General features: G+C 65.1%; 15 protein-coding genes. 6 read left to right on the top strand and 9 right to left on the bottom strand.

What is annotated here, in order from left to right; translation table 11 throughout:
- Nucleotides 1–375: 375 nt before the first annotated feature.
- Together Q7V46_RS05790 and Q7V46_RS05785 are read left to right on the top strand one after the other, a co-directional pair.
- On the top strand, nucleotides 376–1,206 hold the full coding sequence (locus tag Q7V46_RS05790; RefSeq protein ID WP_304912573.1) for a crotonase/enoyl-CoA hydratase family protein: 831 nt from the start codon (nucleotides 376–378) through the stop codon (nucleotides 1,204–1,206).
- 45 nt (nucleotides 1,207–1,251) lie between these two features.
- Nucleotides 1,252–1,992 carry a GDSL-type esterase/lipase family protein gene (locus tag Q7V46_RS05785; protein WP_304912572.1) on the top strand — a complete coding sequence of 247 codons (741 nt, stop codon included), beginning with the start codon at nucleotides 1,252–1,254 and terminating at the stop codon, nucleotides 1,990–1,992.
- 10 nt (nucleotides 1,993–2,002) lie between these two features.
- Here Q7V46_RS05785 and Q7V46_RS05780 read toward each other — a convergent pair whose 3' ends face one another.
- The 6 genes from Q7V46_RS05780 to Q7V46_RS05755 all read right to left on the bottom strand — a co-directional run bounded on the left by Q7V46_RS05780 (nucleotide 2,003) and on the right by Q7V46_RS05755 (nucleotide 8,494).
- On the bottom strand, nucleotides 2,003–3,589 hold the full coding sequence (locus Q7V46_RS05780) for a gamma-glutamyltransferase family protein (protein WP_304912571.1): 1,587 nt from the start codon (nucleotides 3,587–3,589) through the stop codon (nucleotides 2,003–2,005).
- A gap of 230 nt (nucleotides 3,590–3,819) precedes the next feature.
- Nucleotides 3,820–4,653 (bottom strand): sulfite exporter TauE/SafE family protein, encoded by an 834-nt coding sequence (locus Q7V46_RS05775; protein WP_304912570.1) that lies wholly within the window; start codon nucleotides 4,651–4,653, stop codon nucleotides 3,820–3,822.
- 18 nt (nucleotides 4,654–4,671) lie between these two features.
- A complete protein-coding gene (locus tag Q7V46_RS05770) occupies nucleotides 4,672–5,988 on the bottom strand; it encodes a TRAP transporter large permease subunit (protein ID WP_304912574.1) in 1,317 nt (438 codons plus the stop codon).
- 1 nt (nucleotide 5,989) lies between these two features.
- A complete protein-coding gene (locus Q7V46_RS05765; RefSeq protein ID WP_304912569.1) occupies nucleotides 5,990–6,523 on the bottom strand; it encodes a TRAP transporter small permease subunit in 534 nt (177 codons plus the stop codon).
- A 13-nt stretch (nucleotides 6,524–6,536) separates the two neighbouring features.
- Complete coding sequence (locus tag Q7V46_RS05760; RefSeq protein ID WP_304912568.1) at nucleotides 6,537–7,625, bottom strand: TRAP transporter substrate-binding protein; 1,089 nt, start codon at nucleotides 7,623–7,625, stop codon at nucleotides 6,537–6,539.
- 383 nt (nucleotides 7,626–8,008) lie between these two features.
- The gene (locus Q7V46_RS05755) at nucleotides 8,009–8,494 is read right to left on the bottom strand and encodes an Lrp/AsnC family transcriptional regulator (RefSeq protein WP_304912567.1); all 486 of its coding nucleotides are present in this window, start codon (nucleotides 8,492–8,494) and stop codon (nucleotides 8,009–8,011) included.
- Between the two features lie 147 nt (nucleotides 8,495–8,641).
- Here Q7V46_RS05755 and Q7V46_RS05750 point away from each other — a divergent pair, with 147 nt between their 5' ends.
- A complete protein-coding gene (locus Q7V46_RS05750) occupies nucleotides 8,642–9,424 on the top strand; it encodes a M48 family metallopeptidase (RefSeq protein WP_304912566.1) in 783 nt (260 codons plus the stop codon).
- 32 nt (nucleotides 9,425–9,456) lie between these two features.
- On the opposite strand, the gene Q7V46_RS05745 is transcribed toward Q7V46_RS05750, so the two are convergent.
- From Q7V46_RS05745 to Q7V46_RS05735, 3 genes are all read right to left on the bottom strand, one after another.
- A complete protein-coding gene (locus tag Q7V46_RS05745; RefSeq protein WP_304912565.1) occupies nucleotides 9,457–9,756 on the bottom strand; it encodes a hypothetical protein in 300 nt (99 codons plus the stop codon).
- Nucleotides 9,757–9,893: 137 nt separating this feature from the next.
- Nucleotides 9,894–12,110 carry a malate synthase G gene (locus Q7V46_RS05740; RefSeq protein ID WP_304912564.1) on the bottom strand — a complete coding sequence of 739 codons (2,217 nt, stop codon included), beginning with the start codon at nucleotides 12,108–12,110 and terminating at the stop codon, nucleotides 9,894–9,896.
- 80 nt (nucleotides 12,111–12,190) lie between these two features.
- The gene (locus Q7V46_RS05735) at nucleotides 12,191–12,889 is read right to left on the bottom strand and encodes a haloacid dehalogenase type II (RefSeq protein ID WP_304912563.1); all 699 of its coding nucleotides are present in this window, start codon (nucleotides 12,887–12,889) and stop codon (nucleotides 12,191–12,193) included.
- Nucleotides 12,890–13,000: 111 nt separating this feature from the next.
- Between Q7V46_RS05735 and Q7V46_RS05730 the strand changes: the two genes are divergently transcribed.
- The 3 genes from Q7V46_RS05730 (at nucleotide 13,001) to Q7V46_RS05720 (ending at nucleotide 16,103) form a co-directional block, all read left to right on the top strand.
- Nucleotides 13,001–14,242: a CaiB/BaiF CoA-transferase family protein gene (locus Q7V46_RS05730; protein WP_304912562.1), complete on the top strand. Its 1,242-nt coding sequence runs from the start codon at nucleotides 13,001–13,003 to the stop codon at nucleotides 14,240–14,242.
- A gap of 49 nt (nucleotides 14,243–14,291) precedes the next feature.
- The gene (locus tag Q7V46_RS05725; protein ID WP_304912561.1) at nucleotides 14,292–15,224 is read left to right on the top strand and encodes a LysR family transcriptional regulator; all 933 of its coding nucleotides are present in this window, start codon (nucleotides 14,292–14,294) and stop codon (nucleotides 15,222–15,224) included.
- A 90-nt stretch (nucleotides 15,225–15,314) separates the two neighbouring features.
- Nucleotides 15,315–16,103, top strand: a complete 789-nt coding sequence (locus Q7V46_RS05720) for a trypsin-like serine protease (RefSeq protein ID WP_304912560.1) — start codon at nucleotides 15,315–15,317, stop codon at nucleotides 16,101–16,103.
- The last annotated feature ends 221 nt before the right edge of the window (nucleotides 16,104–16,324 follow it).

The raw sequence follows: 16,324 nt of genomic DNA, 5'->3' as shown, positions 1-16,324 counted from the left end.
CTACCGATACCCGGTGCCGCTCAGTTCCTTATCGACGCTGGAAGGCGGGGTGGGGGCAATCTCCGCCAGTCGGTCAGTGCCGTTAGCCGGTATTTCAGGCCCTCCACCCCAACACCTCAACCATACAAGCCGGTTCCACGGTATCTCTGGATTGGTGGCACTTCGCACCGGAAGGAAGAGTACCCCCCGCCATGCTACGCGCGACCCCCAGGGGGCACACCTTCGGACCGTCCTGAGCTTGTCGAAGGGCGGATCCTGGGTGGTGCTGGATGAGGGCATTTCACGCCGGAGTGTCTATTTGTGGGTGTGAGACATCGGTTCAACCCGTCGCGCAGGCGATGGCGGCGGGCCGTCTTGAAACCTAAGATGGCTGGCATGAACACCACCAACGCTTCAACGCCCGATTCAACTCTCCCGGCCGAAGGCCGCATCACCTCTGAAGTGCAGGACGGCGTGTTGCTGATCGGCATTGACCGGCCAGCCAAGCGCAATGGGTTCACGCCAGCCATGCTGGCGTCGCTGGCCGAGGCCTACACGCGGCTGGACGACGATGCTGCGTTGAGGGTGGGCGTGTTGCACGCGCATGGCGAGCACTTCACGGCCGGGCTGGATTTGCCGAGTTTCGCGCCGCTGATGCAGCGCGGTGAGCGGGCCGTGCCGTTCGGGCTGGTGGATCCCACCGACCTGGGGCGCGCCGGTTACCGGCGCCGCAGCAAGCCGCTGGTGGTGGCTGTGAAGGGCATCACCTTCACGCTGGGGATCGAGCTGATGCTGGCCGCCGACATCGTGGTGGCGGCCGACAACGGGCGGTTTTCTCAGCTGGAGGTGCGTCGCGGCATCATGGCCACCGGCGGTGCCACGCTGCGCATGGCCGAACGGGCGGGGCTGGGCAACGCGATGCTGCACCTGCTCACGGGCGATGAGTTCGACAGCGCCGAGGCCTTGCGGCTGCATTTCGTGCAACGGGTGGTGCCCGCCGGTCAAGAACTGGCCGAGGCCTTGCGCATCGCCCGGGCCATTGCCCAGCAGGCGCCTCTGGCCGTGGTGGCCACCCGGCTCAACGCCTGGAAAGCGGTGGAACACGGGCCACTGGTGGCCACGAGCGAGTTCGAAACCGTGCAGCAGCGCCTGTCGAACAGCGAAGACGCCCAGGAGGGCGTGCGCTCCTTCATCGAAAAACGACCACCCCGGTTCACGGGGCATTGACGCCGCAGTGCAGTCGCCCGCGAAGGCTGCTCCTACACTGCGGCCATGCCTTTACGCACCCGCCGCCTCATCCCCCTGATTGCCCTGGCCGCCGGTGCGGCGGTGCTGTTGCTCTCCGGCTGCGCGGCCTGGCGGATCGGGCAGGCCGTTGACTTGGCCCGCCAGAGCGAACCGCTGCAGCAACGCCCGCCAGATGCCGTGTTGCGACTGCTCATCGTGGGTGACAGCACCGGTGTGGGCACCGGAGCCAGCGCACCCCAGGCGAGCCTGGCCGGCCTGCTCGCTCGTGCCTACCCTCGGCTGCATATCGACAACCGTGCGCGAGACGGCGCCACCTTCGCGGGCGTCGTGGACCAGCTCGCGGGTGACGAACGCTACGATCTCGTGTTGATCCAGGCCGGCGGCAACGACGTGATCCGTCTGCGCAGCGAAGACGACATGCGCGCCGACATCGACCGCGCCACGCAACTCGCCCGGGCGCGCAGCGATCGTGTGCTGCTGATGCCCGCAGGCAACGTGGGCAACGCGCCGTTCTTCATCGCGCCCGCTTCGTGGCTCATGACGGCGCGCGCCCGCACCCTGCATGCGCTGGTGCGTGAGTCTGCCGAACGCCATGGCGCGGTCTACATCAACCTGTTCAAGGAAGCTGCGGTCGATCCCTTTGTGCAACAGCCCGGCCTGCACGCGGTGGACGGGCTGCACCCCAGCGATGCCGGCTACCGGTTTTGGTTCGATGAACTGATGGCACAGGCCGGGCTGGGCGATTTGCTGGCCCCGGCTCGCTGAGCCTGCAGGTTCACACGGCGGCCACCACTCCGTCGCTGCGCGGATCGGCCGCGCCTTCGACCACGCCATTGGCATGGCGCACCAGTGCGCCGGCATGACCCATGGTGTCGCTGAAGGCTTCGGCCAGTACCTCCACGTCGTGACCAGCGGCCTTCAATTGCGCCACCAGTAAGGGATCGAAACGGCTTTCGAGCTTGAGTGAAGTCGTCTCGCTGCCCCAGGTGCGGCCCAGCAGCCAGCGGGGGGCGGTCACCGCCTGCTGAAGGCTCTGCCCGAAGCGCGCGTAGCGGGTGAAGATGGCGGCCTGCGTTTGCGGCTGGCCTTCGCCACCCATGGTGCCATAGGGCATCACGCGCCCATCATCAAAGACGGCGAGCGAGGGGTTGAGCGTGTGGAACGGTTTCCGCCCCGGTTCCAGGCTGTTGAGCGCTCGGGGGTCGAGCGAGAAGCTGGTGCCCCGGTTCTGCCAGCACACGCCGGTGCCGTCCAGCACCACGCCAGAGCCGAACTCCCAGTACACGCTCTGGATGAAGCTGACCGCGCGGCCTTGTGCGTCCACGCAGCCCATCCAGATGGTGTCGCCGGGCTTGGCCACGTCGGGCCAGGGCAGCGCCCGTGATGGGTCGATCTCGGCAGCCAGCGCATCCAGCTGGTCGGGGGTGAGGAAGTCCGCGGGGTTGACCGGCAGGCGGCCCGGATCGGTCACCACCCGCTCGCGCACGCGGAACGCCTGCTTGGTCGCTTCCACCAGGCCATGCAGATGGGCAAAGCCTTCGCCCTCGGTCACGCCCAGGCGATCGAACAGGCCCAGGATCATGAGTGCCGACAAACCCTGCGTGGGTGGCGGCAGGTTGTACACCGTGCTGTCGTGCAGCTTGACTGCCAGCGGGTCGACGAACTGAGCGCGGTAGGTGGCCAGGTCGCTGGTGCGCAACGGGCTGCCCACGCGTTCGAGCTCGGCGCCCATGCGCTGGGCCAGTTCGCCCCGGTAGAAGTCGCCCAGGCCGCGCTCGACCAGCTGGGTGAGGGTGCGGCCCAGCGCAGGCTGGTGCAGCACATGGCCGGGGGTGGGCGGTGCGCCCTCGACCAGGAAGTTGCTGGCGAAACCGGGGGCGTCTTTGAGCCCTTCAAACTTGTCGCGCGTGAGCTGCGACTGGCTGGTCGTCACCACCACGCCGTTGTGGGCGTGGCCAATGGCGCTCTGCAGCAGGCGCGAAAGCGGCAGCAAACCGCCCCAGCGGCTGGAGACTTCCAGCGCCTTTTCCCATCCGCCTATGGTGCCGGCCACGGTGAGCGCGGCCAGCGGGCCTCGCGACGGAATGGCTTTGTGCCCGGCGTAGAAGGTCGTTGTGGCCAGCGCGGCGGCCTGACCGCAGGCATCAATCGCCACCGGCGTCTGGCCCGGTTCGTGGATCAGCCAGAAACCGTCGCCACCGATGGCGTTCATGTGCGGGTACACCACCGCAATGGTGGAAGCCGCGGCCACCATGGCTTCGACCGCATTGCCGCCTTCGCGCAGCACATCGCGCGCAGCCTGCGCGGCCAGATGATGCGGCGCCACGGCCATGCCGCCAAGGGCTTTGAGGGTGTGGATCATGGATGTCTCTCTTTCTTCATGAGCAGGATAAACAATGGGTGAACGTGGGCGTTGAACTTGTTCAGCTGTGTAGCGGCGTATGAACGAGCAACCAAGCTTCCGGCGCGAAATGCCTCATTCCAGGGCACCCGTGGAACCGGCTTCGCCGGGCCACAGTGTGCGTCCCCCCTCCAAGCGCCGAAGGTGCGCCAGAGAGGGGGGAAGCTGCGTCAGCAGCGCAGGGGGGTGTTTCAAATCATGCCGTAAAACATGCGCAGCGACGTGAGCGCCAGGAACGCCGCAAACACCTGTCGCAGCCGCCGCGCATCAATGCTGTGCGCCAGCTTCGCGCCAAAGCCCGTGGTGAGCATGGTGGCCGGCACGATCAGCGCCATGCCCAGCAGGTTCACATAGCCGATGCTCAGCGGCGGGCGCAGTGGCACGTCCAGTCCGTTGAACAGAAAAGCCAGCGCGCCAGGAAAGCTGATCACCATGCCCAGCATGGCACCGGTGCCCACGGCGGTGTGCATGGGCACGCGCAGCGCGTTGAGGATGGGCACGCTGAGCGTGCCGCCGCCAATGCCCATGAGCGTGGAAATGCCGCCGATGCCGCCACCCAGCAGCGCGGTGCCCGCCGGACCGGGCAGGCCGTTGCCCACGGTAAAGCCTTCCTTCTTGAATGCCATGTTCAGCGCCACCACCAGCGCCACCGTGGCGAACACGGCAGTGAGCACCCCACCACTGAGGTATCGGCTGGCAATGGAGCCTGCGATCACCCCCACGACCACCGACGGCATCAGCCGCTTGATGAGCGCCATGTCCAGGCTGCCCTTTTTGCGGTGGGCGCGGCTCGACATGATGGAGGTGGGAATGATGGTGGCCAGCGAGGTGCCCACCGCCACGTGCATGCGCACCGATTCGTCGATCCCCAGCAGGGTGAACAGGTGGTACAGCACCGGCACGATGACGATGCCCCCTCCCACTCCGAGCAGGCCGGCGAGCGTACCGGCCACCAGGCCGGTGGCCAGCAGGGCCAGCGCCAGCCCGATCAGCCAGGCGACACTGTATTGGTCAAAAAAAGCCATGGCACTCCATCATGGGTTTCACCAGCCAATGGCTTTGGGCAGCCAGAGGGCGATCTGTGGGTAGAAGAACAGCAGCACCAGGGCAGTGAACTGCAAGGCAATGAACGGCAGCACACCCTTGTAGATGTCCTTGATGTTCACTTCCGGTGGCGCCACGCCCTTCAGGTAGAACAGCGCCCAGCCAAAGGGCGGCGTGAGAAAGCTCGACTGCAGATTCATGGTGATCAGCATGGCCAGCCACACCGGGTCCACGCCCAGGTTGATGAGGATGGGCAGGAACAGCGGCACCGCGATGTAGCTGATCTCGATCCACTCGATGAAGAAGCCGAGCACGAAAATGATCATCATCATGAACCACACGGCCATGTTGGCGCCGCCTGGCAGGGCTTCAAACATGCCCTCGATGATTTCTTCGCCTTGCAGACCACGGAACGAGAGCGCGAACACCTGGGCCAGCATGAGGATGAACATCATGATGGCGGTGATCTTGCTGGTGTCCAGCGCCGTCGCCTTGAGTGTGGCCCAGCTGAAGCGGCCGGAGAACACGGTGATCAGCACCGCCCCGACCGCGCCCATGCTGGCCGCCTCGGTGGGGGCGGCCACACCGCCCACGATGGAGCCCAGCACCGCCACCACCAGCATCACCGGCGGCACCAGCACCTTGAAGCAACGCACCCACAGTTGGCGGGTGGAAACCGCATCGCGTTCGGCCAGTGGAATGGGCGGCATGGTGGCCGGACGCAGCCAGCCCATGATCAGCAGGTAAACGATGTACACGCCGGCCAGCAGCATGCCCGGGCCCACCGCGGCCGCGAACAGCGTGCCCACCGACAGCTGCATGATGTCGGACAGCAGGATCAGGATCAGACTGGGCGGAATGATCTGGCCCAGCGTGCCGGAAGCGCAGATCACGCCGCAGGCCACGCTCTTGTCGTAGCCGCGCCGGATCAGCGTGGGCAGGGTCAGCAGGCCCAGTGTGATGATGGTGGCGCCCACAATGCCGGTGGTGGCCCCCATGAGGATGCCGAACAGCACGATACCCACCGCCATGCCGCCCCTCACGCGGCCCGCGATGTGGCCCATCACGTCCAGCAGGTCGTCGGCCAGGCGCGATTTTTCCAGCATCACGCCCATGAACACGAACAGCGGAATCGCCATCCACTGGTAGCCGCTCACGATGCCGTACAGCCGCGCCGGCAGCAGGTTGAACAGCACTTCGCCAAAACCCAGCCAGCCAAAGACGAAGCCCACGGTCGCGATGCTCACTGCCACCGGAATGCCGATCATCAGCATCAGGAAAAAACCGCCCAGCATCATCAGGGCGTAGGTCTGCATCTCAAACACGGGCGGCCTCCTTGGGCTCGACCGGTTCAACCGCGTCGGTGAGCAGCCGCAGCAGGTGCGCCAGCTGTTGCAGCACCAGCAGGCCGTAGCCCAAGGGAATCAGGGCCTTCACCGCCCAGCGGTAGGGAATGCCGCCGGGGTCTGGCGAACCTTCCATGATGGAGCGCGACTGCTCTACATAGCCCAGCGAGAGGTAGATGAACGCGAGCGCCACGGCAATCAGCAGCAGGGCCGAGACCACGTCCACCACGCGCTTGACGTGCGGTGAATAGCGCGCATAGAACAGATCCACGCGCACGTTGTCACCCCGCTGCAGCGCATGGCTCATGCCCAACAGGATCAGCGCGGCCAACAGGTGCCACTCCAGCTCCTGCGCCCACACCGAACCCAGGCTCAGCGTGTAGCGCAGGATCACGTTGGTGGCCACCAGACCGATCATCACCAGCGCGATCCACGCGGTGAGCGTGCCCAGCCGGTCGATGAGGCCCTCGATGCCGGAGGCCAGGGGACGCAGTGCCTTGAGCATGAGCCAGTACCCCTTAGCCGCGCACGCTGTTGTGGAAAGCGCCTTCGCTCACCTCGGTCCAGCGGTTGTACTTGGCCATGAAGGCCATGTAGGAGTCGTGCACCTTTTTGGTCACCGGGTCCTTGGCCACGGCTTCGGCCAGGGCCTTGTCGGTCTCCACGCGCAGCGCCTTGATGATGTCGTCGGGCAACGGACGGGCGATCACGCCCTGGTTCTTCACCAGGTCGTCCATGGCGTCCGAGTTGGCCTTCTGGCACCAGGCTTCGCTGATCACGTTGCAGGCGGCAGACGCGTTGCTCACGATGGCCTGCAGGTCCTTGGGCAGCTTGTCCCAGGCGGCCTTGTTGATCAGCAGCTCCGACACCGTGGCCGACTCGTGCCAGCCGGTGGTGTAGTAGAACTTGGCGGCCTTTTGCAGACCCAGGCGGCGGTCCTGGAACGGGCCGACGAACTCGGCCGCGTCGATCACACCGCGTTCCAGCGCAGGGAAGATTTCACCGCCGGGCAGCACCTTCACGTCCACGCCCAGGTTGGCGTAGACCTTGCCGGCCAGGCCGGGGATGCGCATCTTCAGGCCCTTGAGGTCGGCCACGGTCTTGAGCTCCTTCTTGAACCAGCCCGTCATCTGCACGCCGGTGTTGCCGCAGGGCATGGCGACCATGCCGAAGGGTGCGTAGACCTCGTTCCAGAGATCGATGCCACCGCCGTCGTACAGCCAGCCGTTCATGCCCTGGAAGTTCATGCCGAAGGGCACGGCGGTGAAGTACTGGGCGGCGAAGGTCTTGCCAGTCCAGAAGTAGCTGTTGGCGTGGTTCATCTCCACCGTGCCGGCACGCACGGCGTCAAAGCCTTCAAACGCGGGGATCAGTTCACCGGCACCGAACACCTGGATGTTCAGCCGGCCGTCCGACATCTCGCGGATGCGCTTGGCCAGGTCGGTGGCGCTGCCGGGGCCGTCCATGTAAAACGGAGAGCCTTTCGGGTAGGCGCTGGTCATTTTCCAGTTGAATCTGGTGGTTTGTGCGCTGGCGATGCTGGGCGCGGCCAGCGCGGCACCTGAAAGGGCGGCGGTGGCGAGGAACTGGCGACGAATCGGTGTCATGAGCGTGGACTCCTGTGGCGGTTGGAGGGTGGGCAGAGCCCGTGGGTGCCGTTTGTAAAGCGGCGCTGACCCTTCAAAGCAATCCCTGTGCCACGCTTTTGATCTGATTCAAGTTATTGATTTTATTGAATAAAAATACAATGTATCCGAAGTGGTGGTGGTCTGACAGGGTGCAAGCTGTTGAGGCACAGCAGAACGTTTCGAGTGCAAACGGCACGAATCGGGCTGGTTTGTGAACATTCGTCAGTCTGGATTGCCATTTGGCAATTCTTGGCCATTCCGGCGGGGCGCGAGAACCCCGGCAGCAAACAAATGCGCACCATGCACACGCAGCGTGCAGATGCACCACGACGGGTGCGCGGTGCCTCAACTGTTGTTTTTTGTCAGAGGCGTGCGCCGCCGCGCCGGTTCTTCACGCGCGTCATCAGCGTCTTGCAGTCGACCGAAAGAATTTCGGGCCGGTTGAAGATGTGGCGCCGCACGAAGGCGTCGAAGGTCTCGTAGCTGTCGGTCAAGGCGTGCACGTGCAGGCTTTGCAAGTCGCTCATGATGTAAAGGCTCACCACTTCCTTGCAGTCCGCCAGCTCCTGCGAAATCTGCTCCATGGCCGCAGGTGCCACCTTGATGTCCACAAAGGTGGAGATCACCTTGCCCAGCTTCTCCGGGTTGATCACCGCGCCAAACAGCTCGATCACGCCGTTGCTCTGCAGGGCCTGCACGCGGGCGCGCGCGTGCGCCCGGGAGATGCCCAACTGGCGAGCGATGTCTGCAAATGACGCCCGGCCATCCTTGACCAGGATGTTGAGCAGGGCGCTGTCGAGTTTGCTCAGCGCCACGTCGGCGGTGTCGGGGGCGGGGGTCTTGGGCATGGCGCAGTCCAACCGTTGAGGGAGTTGTGCGCATTGTTGCGGATCGGTGGAATTGCCGCCCGTCGGTCGGACCGCCCTCCTGCGCGCACAGACTGGTCGAACTCGGCAGAAAGGCGTAAAAAGACAACCTTAAACGGTATAAACAGTATGAACGGTATGTCTCGTTTTCTGGCTGCGATTGTGGGGCTTTGTGCTCTGGCGCTCTTGCCTTCGCAGGCCATTGCGCTCGACGCCTGCCTGGACGATCCAAATCGCGCGCATGAGCTGAGGGTGCTGGATGAAGCCCAGGTCACCGACATGATGGACAGCCTGGATGTGATCGCCGTGCCCGAGCGGATGCACCGCATGCTGGCCAACCTCGTGGCCGCCTCGCCCCGCCTGCGCGGCGGCCCCGCCATTCACCTGTTGGCCTTCCACGATACCGAACTCAATGCCTACGCCGCCGACCACGGCCTGGTGATCCTCACCAGTGCGCTGTGGAGTGAGAAGGAAAACCTGTCCGACGACGAGCTCGCCGCCGTCATTGCCCACGAACTGGCTCATATTGAAAAGCGTGACTCGCTGAAAGAAGCCTGTGCCAACCTGCTGCGCCTGAAGCAGCCCGAGCTGCGCATCGAAGAAGCCCGCGACCGCATGGGGCTGGAAATGCTCAACCCCTATTCGCACCTGGCGCGCGAAGCCCGCCGCGAACTGCACGAACAGGAACACGGCGCCGATCTGCGCGGCATCGAACTGTTGCGCAGCGTGGGGCGCAACCCGCAGGCCATGGTGAGCGTGCTGGCCAAGTTGCACGGCAGCGGCACGCCGGGCCTGAACCTGCTCATGGGCTCGACACATCCGGACCTGCGCGAGCGGCTGGAGCGGGCACAGGCGGCGGCGCAGGCTGTCGCTCCCCCTGCTCATGTTCCGGGTGCAGGGCGTCGTCGCTGAGCAGATCCGGGTCGCCGTCGTGCATGCGCTGCTCAGTCTGCGCCACACAGGCTCTGAACCAGGCGCTCGCCCCATGCCCACGGTCCGGTGATCGTCAGCGTGACGGTGGTCCATTGGTCATCGGCGTGTGCCTGCTGGTCGGCGTCCCACACGCCGCCATCGTCGAGCGGGCCTCGCGGGCCAGGGCTGTGCACCTCGGCCCAGGCCAGCACCGCCTTTACTTCTGCCATCACCTCGGGCAACTGGGTGGCCTGCACGCTGGCCATCGCATCCCAGGTTCCGGTGCCTTCGCCGTCGTCGCTGGCGTCAAAGATCAGGTAGCGCAGTGTCATACCGGCATTGTCGGTGTGTGGCCCATGAAAACGGCGCCCGAAGGCGCCGTTCCATTGAAGGGTCTGATGAGCGATGGCTCGCATCCCGATCCTGTTCCGAATGGGGACGGAGGGAGAGCGGGGGGCCAGGGCCGAGCTCAGGCCGCTTTTACCTTCAAACGCCAGGCATGCAACAGCGGCTCGGTGTAGCCGCTCGGCTGCGCCTTGCCCTTGAACACGAGATCCAGCGCAGCCTGGTACGCCTTGCTGGTGTTGAAGTTGCCGGCCATGGGCTGGTAGAGCTTGTCGCCGGCGTTCTGGCCATCCACCACCGCGGCCATGCGCTCAAAGCTTGCCTTCACCTGCGCCTCGGTCACGATGCCGTGGTGCAGCCAGTTGGCGATGTGCTGGCTGCTGATGCGCAGTGTGGCGCGGTCTTCCATCAGGCCCACGTTGTGGATGTCGGGCACCTTGGAGCAGCCCACGCCCTGGTCGACCCAGCGAACCACGTAGCCCAGGATGCCCTGCACGTTGTTGTCCACTTCCTGCTGCTTCTCGGCGTCGCTCCAGTTCGGGTTGCTGCTCACGGGCACGGTCAGCAGGCCGGTGAGCAGGTTGTCGCGTTCGGCGGTGGCGTCGATCTTTTCCATCTCTTTCTGCACGTCGCTCACCAGCACCTGGTGGTAGTGCAGCGCGTGCAGCGTGGCGCCCGTGGGGCTGGGCACCCAGGCCGTGTTGGCGCCGGCCCTGGGGTGGGCGATCTTCTGCTCCATCATGGCCTTCATCAGGTCGGGCATGGCCCACATGCCCTTGCCGATCTGTGCCTTGCCGCGCAGGCCGCAGCTCAGGCCCACCAGCACGTTGTTGCGCTCGTAGCTCTGAATCCAGGCGCTGGCCTTCATGTCGCCCTTGCGCACCATGGGGCCGGCCAGCATGGCGCTGTGCATCTCGTCGCCGGTGCGGTCCAGGAAGCCGGTGTTGATGAAGGCCACGCGGCTGGCGGCCGCTTCAATGCAGGCCTTCAGGTTCACCGAGGTGCGGCGCTCTTCGTCCATGATGCCGAGCTTGACGGTGCTCTCGGGCAGGCCCAGCACCTTTTCCACGCGGCCGAACAGCTCGGCGGCAAACGCCACTTCGCGCGGGCCGTGCATCTTGGGCTTGACGATGTAGACCGAGCCCTTGCGCGAGTTGCGGATGGCGTCCTTCTTCGTGCGCTTGAGGTCGTGCATGGCGATGGCGGTGGTGACCATCGCGTCCATGATGCCTTCGGGAATCTCCTTGTCTTCCGCGCCCCAGAGGATGGCCGGATTGGTCATCAGGTGGCCGACGTTGCGCAGGAACATGAGCGAACGGCCGTGCAGGCGCACCGCGTTCGGCTTGCCGTTGGGCGCGGTGTACACGCGGTCGGCATTGAGGCCGCGCGTGAGGGTCTGGCCGCCCTTCTCGAACGATTCCACCAACGTACCCTGCAGAATGCCCAGCCAGTTGCGGTAGGCCAGCACCTTGTCCTCGGCGTCAACCGCGGCCACGGAATCTTCCAGGTCCAGGATGGTGGACAGGGCGGCTTCCACCACCAGGTCGCTCACGCCGGCCGCGTCACTGGCGCCAATGGGCGTGCTGCGGTTGATCTGGATGTCCAGGTGCAGGCCGTTGTGCTTGAGCAGGATGGCGCTGGGCTTTTTGGCGTCTCCCTGGTAGCCGATGAACTGGGTCTTGTCGACCAGTTTGCTGGTGCCGCCCTCGGCCAGACCCACCACCAATTCGCCGTCCTTGTTGACCTTGTAGCTGGTCGAGCCCAGGTGCGAGCCTTTCTTCAGCGGCGCGCAGCGGTCCAGCACGTGGCGTGCGTACTCGATGACCTTGGCACCGCGCTTGGGGTTGTAGCCGCCCTTCTTGCCCTTGGCCACTTTGCCGCAGCCCTTGTCTTCGCTGATCACATCGGTGCCGTAAAGCGCGTCGTACAGGCTGCCCCAGCGCGCGTTGGCGGCGTTGAGCGCATAGCGTGCGTTCAGTATCGGCACCACCAGCTGCGGGCCGGCCTGGGTGGCGAGTTCATCGTCCACGTTCTTCGTGGTGGCCTTCACTTTTTTGGGCTCGGGCACGAGGTAGCCGATGGTTTCCAGGAACTTGCGGTAGGCCACCATGTCGCGGATGGGGCCGGGGTTGGCGCTGTGCCAGGTGTCCAGCTCGGCCTGCAGGCGGTCGCGCTCGCCCAGGAGAGCGGCGTTCTTGGGGGCCAGGTCGGCCACGATGCTGTCGAAGCCTTTCCAGAACGCATCGACCGAGACACCGGTTCCGGGCAGCACGCTGTCGTTGATGAAGGTGTAGAGCTCGGTGGCAACTTGAAGACCGTGGATCGTGGTGCGTGATGACATCAGTGACTTTCTGGTAAAGGCTTCGACAGGCTCAGCCCGAACGGAGGGAGATGAAAAGGTGGGGGTGGAAAAAGCAAGGATCAATCCAGCAAGGCGAGTACCTCTCGCAAGTTGCTGCCTGTGCGGGTCGGCTGGGTACCCAGTTCTTCAAAAGGCAGGTTCTGGCGGTTGACCCAGACCGTGCGGTAGCCGAACCACGTCGCGGCCAGGGCGTCCCAGGCGTTGCTGCTGACGAAGGCCATTTGCGAGCGCGGCAGGCCAGTGGCGGCTTCGCCCAGGGCGTAGGCGTCGGGGTGTGTTTTGTACTTGCGGATCGGGTCCACGCTGATCACGTGGTCCAGCAGGCCTTCGAGCCCGGCGCTGCGCACCGCGATGCCCAGCATCTCGGGCTCGCCGTTGCTCAGGATGCCGGTGACCACACCGCGCGCACGCAGTGCCCTGAGCACGGCATGGTTCTCGGGGAAAGCCGAAAGGTGGCGGTACTGGTTCATCAGTTGCACGGCCAATGGTTCGAACGGCGCCCAATTCTGGCGCGCGGCGGGCGCGACCACCTTGATGGCATAGGTGAGCGCCTGGCGCGTCAGTGGCCAGAACGGCTGGTAGTGCGCGCCGTGGTCGCTGGTGGTCACCAGTCGGGTGTATTCAATCTGTTTGTCGCGCCACAGCACGGCCAATGGGGTGCCGTGTCCGGGAAACAGCTGTTCGGCCAGCAACCCGACGCTATAGACATCGAACAGGGTGCCATAGGCGTCAAACAGAACGGCACGCGGTGGGCTCATAGCTGTAATGTATTGCGAACCTGAGCTGCGATTTATGGCATTCAATGCGATGGATCCATGACTTTTTGTGGGGTAATCGTTCAAAAGGATCGAAGCGGTAACATCCGGCCCATGCAAACCCCCTCCAAGGGCCGCCTCCCCTACGAAGGCCTGCGCGTCGTGGAATTCACCCACATGGTCATGGGCCCCACCTGCGGCATGGTGCTGGGTGATCTGGGGGCGGAAGTCATCAAGGTGGAGCCGCCCACCGGTGACCACACCCGCCACTTGCTGGGAGTGGGCGCCGGTTTTTACCCTTTGTTCAATCGCAACAAGAAGAGCCTCGCGCTCGATCTGCACACGCCCGAAGGCCGTGAGGCGGTGCTCAAGCTCATTGACACCGCCGACGTGGTGAGCGAGAACTTCAAGCCGGGGACCATGAAAAAGCTGGGGCTCGACTTCGAGAGCCTTCAGGCCCGCAATCCGCGTCTCATCTATGTGAGCCACAAAGGCTTTCTGCCCGGTCCTTATGACCACCGGACTGCGCTCGATGAAGTGGTGCAGATGATGGGTGGGCTGGCCTACATGACCGGTCGACCCGGTGACCCGCTGCGCGCCGGCACCTCGGTCAACGACATCATGGGCGGCATGTTTGGCGCGATCGGTGTCATGGCCGCGCTCAGCGCGCGCGAACAGACTGGCCAGGGCCAGGAGGTGCAGAGCGCACTGTTCGAGAACAACATCTTTCTCGTTGCACAGCACATGATGCAGTTCGCCGTGACCGGTGTGCCCGCCAACCCCATGCCCACGCGCATCTCACCCTGGGGCATTTACGACGTGTTCCAGGTGCAGGGCGCTGCCGAAGAGGCCGAGCAGATCTTTCTGGCGGTGGTGAGCGACACGCAGTGGTCGCTGTTCTGCGAGGCGCTGGGCTTTGACGACCTGCGGGGCGACGAGCGCCTGCGCACGAACAACGATCGCGTACGGGCGCGCGACTGGCTGCTGCCGTTGCTGCGCGAGCGCCTGGGTGTGCATCGCGCCGCCGACCTGGCCGCCCTGTTCGAAAACGCAGGGCTGCCATTTGCGCCCATTGCCCGGCCGCATGACCTGCTGCACGACCCGCACTTGCTGGCCACCGGTGGCCTGGCCGATATCGATTTGCCCGATGGAGAGCGCGCCGGCCACACCGCCAAAACGGTGCTGCTGCCAATCACGCTGGGCGGCGAGCGGCTGGGGGTGCGACGCAGCCCTCCCCGGCTGGGCGAGCACAACGCCGAGCTGCTGGCGGCGCTGGGCTACGCGCCAGAGGACGTGGCGCGCCTCACACCGGCGGCTGCGCAGCGCGCGGAATCGCAACCGAAAGCACCTGAATGATTGGAGATTGCCAATTGATTTGTCATTTTTGATGGCGTAATCTGCCCCGGTGGACAAACTCAAGCAGCTCGAAACTTTCGCCTCGGTGGCCCTGCGGGGCAGTCTCACTGCGGCAGCGCGCGCCGAAGGCGTGGCACCCGCCATCATCGGCCGCCGGCTCGATGCGCTGGAGACGCGTCTGGGTGTCAAGCTCATGGTGCGCACCACGCGGCGCATCACCCTGACCCACGAAGGCAGTGCCTTTCTAGAGGACTGCCAGCGCCTGCTGGTGGACCTTGCCAATGCCGAAGCCAGCGTCAGCGCTGGCGGCGTCAAGGCCAGCGGGCACCTGAGGCTGACCGCGCCCGCCGGTTTTGGTCGCCGCCACGTGGCGCCGCTGGTGCCGCGGTTTCGCGAGCTGCATCCCGAGGTGACGATCTCGCTCAACCTGAGCGACCGCGTGGTTGATGTGGCCGGCGAAGCCTACGACTGCGCGGTGCGGGTGGGCGATCTGCCGGACTCGTCGCTGGTGAGCGTGCGCCTGGCCGACAACCGCCGACTGTGCGTGGCCGCGCCCCGCTACCTCCAGCGCCACGGCACGCCACAGACGCCGGCCGACCTGGCCCGTTTCGATTGCCTGACGCTGTCCAGCGATGCGTCACAGACACGGGGATGGGCGTTTGTCATGCCGGCAGAGGGCGGCGGCGAAAGCGACCTGGTGCACCTGAGGCCTGGCGGTCCGCTCGACTGTTCCGACGGACAGGTGCTGCACGAATGGTGTCTGGCGGGCTACGGCATTGCCTGGCGCAGCATGTGGGAGGTCGAGACCGACATTGCGGCCGGACGCCTGGTCAGCGTGCTGGACCCGTTCGCGGCACCGCCCAACGGCATCTACGCCTTGTTCCCGCAACGCAAACACCTGGCGCTGCGCGTGCGGCTGTGGATCGACTTTCTGAAACACCATTACGGACAACCCGATTTCTGGTCGGGCTCTGCCGGCTGAGCAATGCGCACACAGGCTTTCGACTACCATGCGCTGCGGGTGGTGTGTGCCACCCCTGAACAGCCGTATTCATTCACGAAAGGGAGCGCCATGGGTTGGTTTGCAAAGGGTTCTGGTGTGCTGGGGGCCCTGGCGCTCGCCGCCTGCGGCGGCGGAGGTGGCGGCGATGCCCTGGCCGACCCCACACCGGTCGAGCAGTGCGCGAGCATCGGCGTGGTGCCCAAGATCCGGGGTGGCACCGAATGCGCCCTGCCGGGTCAGACCCCCGTGGTGGTCTTCATTGCCACCCGCAGCAACGGCACGGCGCTGTACTGCTCGGGCACCCTGATCAGCCCCACCCGCATACTGACGGCTGCGCACTGCCTGCCGCCCGAGGTGACGCGCATTACCACGCCGGTCTGGCAGGCCGATGGAACGGCCCGCGAATTGCGTGCGCGGAGCTGGGTGAATCACCCCGAATACCAGCAAACCTCGGCCGGTTTCCTGAATGACGCGGCAGTGATCACCCTGACCAATCCGCTGCCCGCACCGCCCATGCCTCTGCTGGTGAGCAATCCTTCGACCGCCGGCCAGAACGTGTTCATCGCCGGGTGGGGTGGTCCAGACTTCGAGCTGGCTGCGGGTTTTGCCAAGGTCACCATCGTCAACGACCTGCACGTGGGCTATGTGTACGACAACAAGGGAGCCAACACATGTCCGGGTGACTCCGGCGGGCCCATGTACCGGGCCATCGGCGGTACCCAGGGCGTGGTGGGCATCACCTCGTCCGGGACCAGCGGCGACTGCGGCGCGGGCGATGTTTCGCTGTTCACCAACATCCAGACGCCCAAGGTGCTGGACTTCATTCGCGCCAACGCGCCTGACGCTGTGGTGTTCTAGTGGGCTGTCCCGCAAATAGTTGCATGAAATGAAGCCGATGAATTCGCGCCCAGGGCAAGGCGCAAACCGCAGCGATAGCCTGTGCTATCGCGAGGATTTGCAACGCGGCCATGGGTGTGAAGGCGCGGTTTCATATGCAAGTTATTTGCGGGACAGGACACTAGACGCCTTTGCCTGGGTCGGTCACGGGCGAGCCATCAAGCCTGCGTACAAATCAACGC

This window comes from Hydrogenophaga sp., from assembly GCF_030651625.1.
GTDB lineage: Bacteria > Pseudomonadota > Gammaproteobacteria > Burkholderiales > Burkholderiaceae_C > Hydrogenophaga.
This window is presented reverse-complemented; position numbering and strand designations above follow the sequence as displayed.

Bases quoted from the DNA above. Each gene is read 5' to 3' on its own strand.
- Q7V46_RS05790 (WP_304912573.1), top strand. From the start codon at position 376: ATGAACACCACCAACGCTTCAACGCCCGATTCAACTCTCCCGGCCGAA.
- Q7V46_RS05785 (WP_304912572.1), top strand. From the start codon at position 1,252: ATGCCTTTACGCACCCGCCGCCTCATCCCCCTGATTGCCCTGGCCGCC.
- Q7V46_RS05780 (WP_304912571.1), bottom strand. From the start codon at position 3,589: ATGATCCACACCCTCAAAGCCCTTGGCGGCATGGCCGTGGCGCCGCAT.
- Q7V46_RS05775 (WP_304912570.1), bottom strand. From the start codon at position 4,653: ATGGCTTTTTTTGACCAATACAGTGTCGCCTGGCTGATCGGGCTGGCG.
- Q7V46_RS05770 (WP_304912574.1), bottom strand. From the start codon at position 5,988: ATGCAGACCTACGCCCTGATGATGCTGGGCGGTTTTTTCCTGATGCTG.
- Q7V46_RS05765 (WP_304912569.1), bottom strand. From the start codon at position 6,523: ATGCTCAAGGCACTGCGTCCCCTGGCCTCCGGCATCGAGGGCCTCATC.
- Q7V46_RS05760 (WP_304912568.1), bottom strand. From the start codon at position 7,625: ATGACACCGATTCGTCGCCAGTTCCTCGCCACCGCCGCCCTTTCAGGT.
- Q7V46_RS05755 (WP_304912567.1), bottom strand. From the start codon at position 8,494: ATGCCCAAGACCCCCGCCCCCGACACCGCCGACGTGGCGCTGAGCAAA.
- Q7V46_RS05750 (WP_304912566.1), top strand. From the start codon at position 8,642: ATGAACGGTATGTCTCGTTTTCTGGCTGCGATTGTGGGGCTTTGTGCT.
- Q7V46_RS05745 (WP_304912565.1), bottom strand. From the start codon at position 9,756: ATGACACTGCGCTACCTGATCTTTGACGCCAGCGACGACGGCGAAGGC.
- Q7V46_RS05740 (WP_304912564.1), bottom strand. From the start codon at position 12,110: ATGTCATCACGCACCACGATCCACGGTCTTCAAGTTGCCACCGAGCTC.
- Q7V46_RS05735 (WP_304912563.1), bottom strand. From the start codon at position 12,889: ATGAGCCCACCGCGTGCCGTTCTGTTTGACGCCTATGGCACCCTGTTC.
- Q7V46_RS05730 (WP_304912562.1), top strand. From the start codon at position 13,001: ATGCAAACCCCCTCCAAGGGCCGCCTCCCCTACGAAGGCCTGCGCGTC.
- Q7V46_RS05720 (WP_304912560.1), top strand. From the start codon at position 15,315: ATGGGTTGGTTTGCAAAGGGTTCTGGTGTGCTGGGGGCCCTGGCGCTC.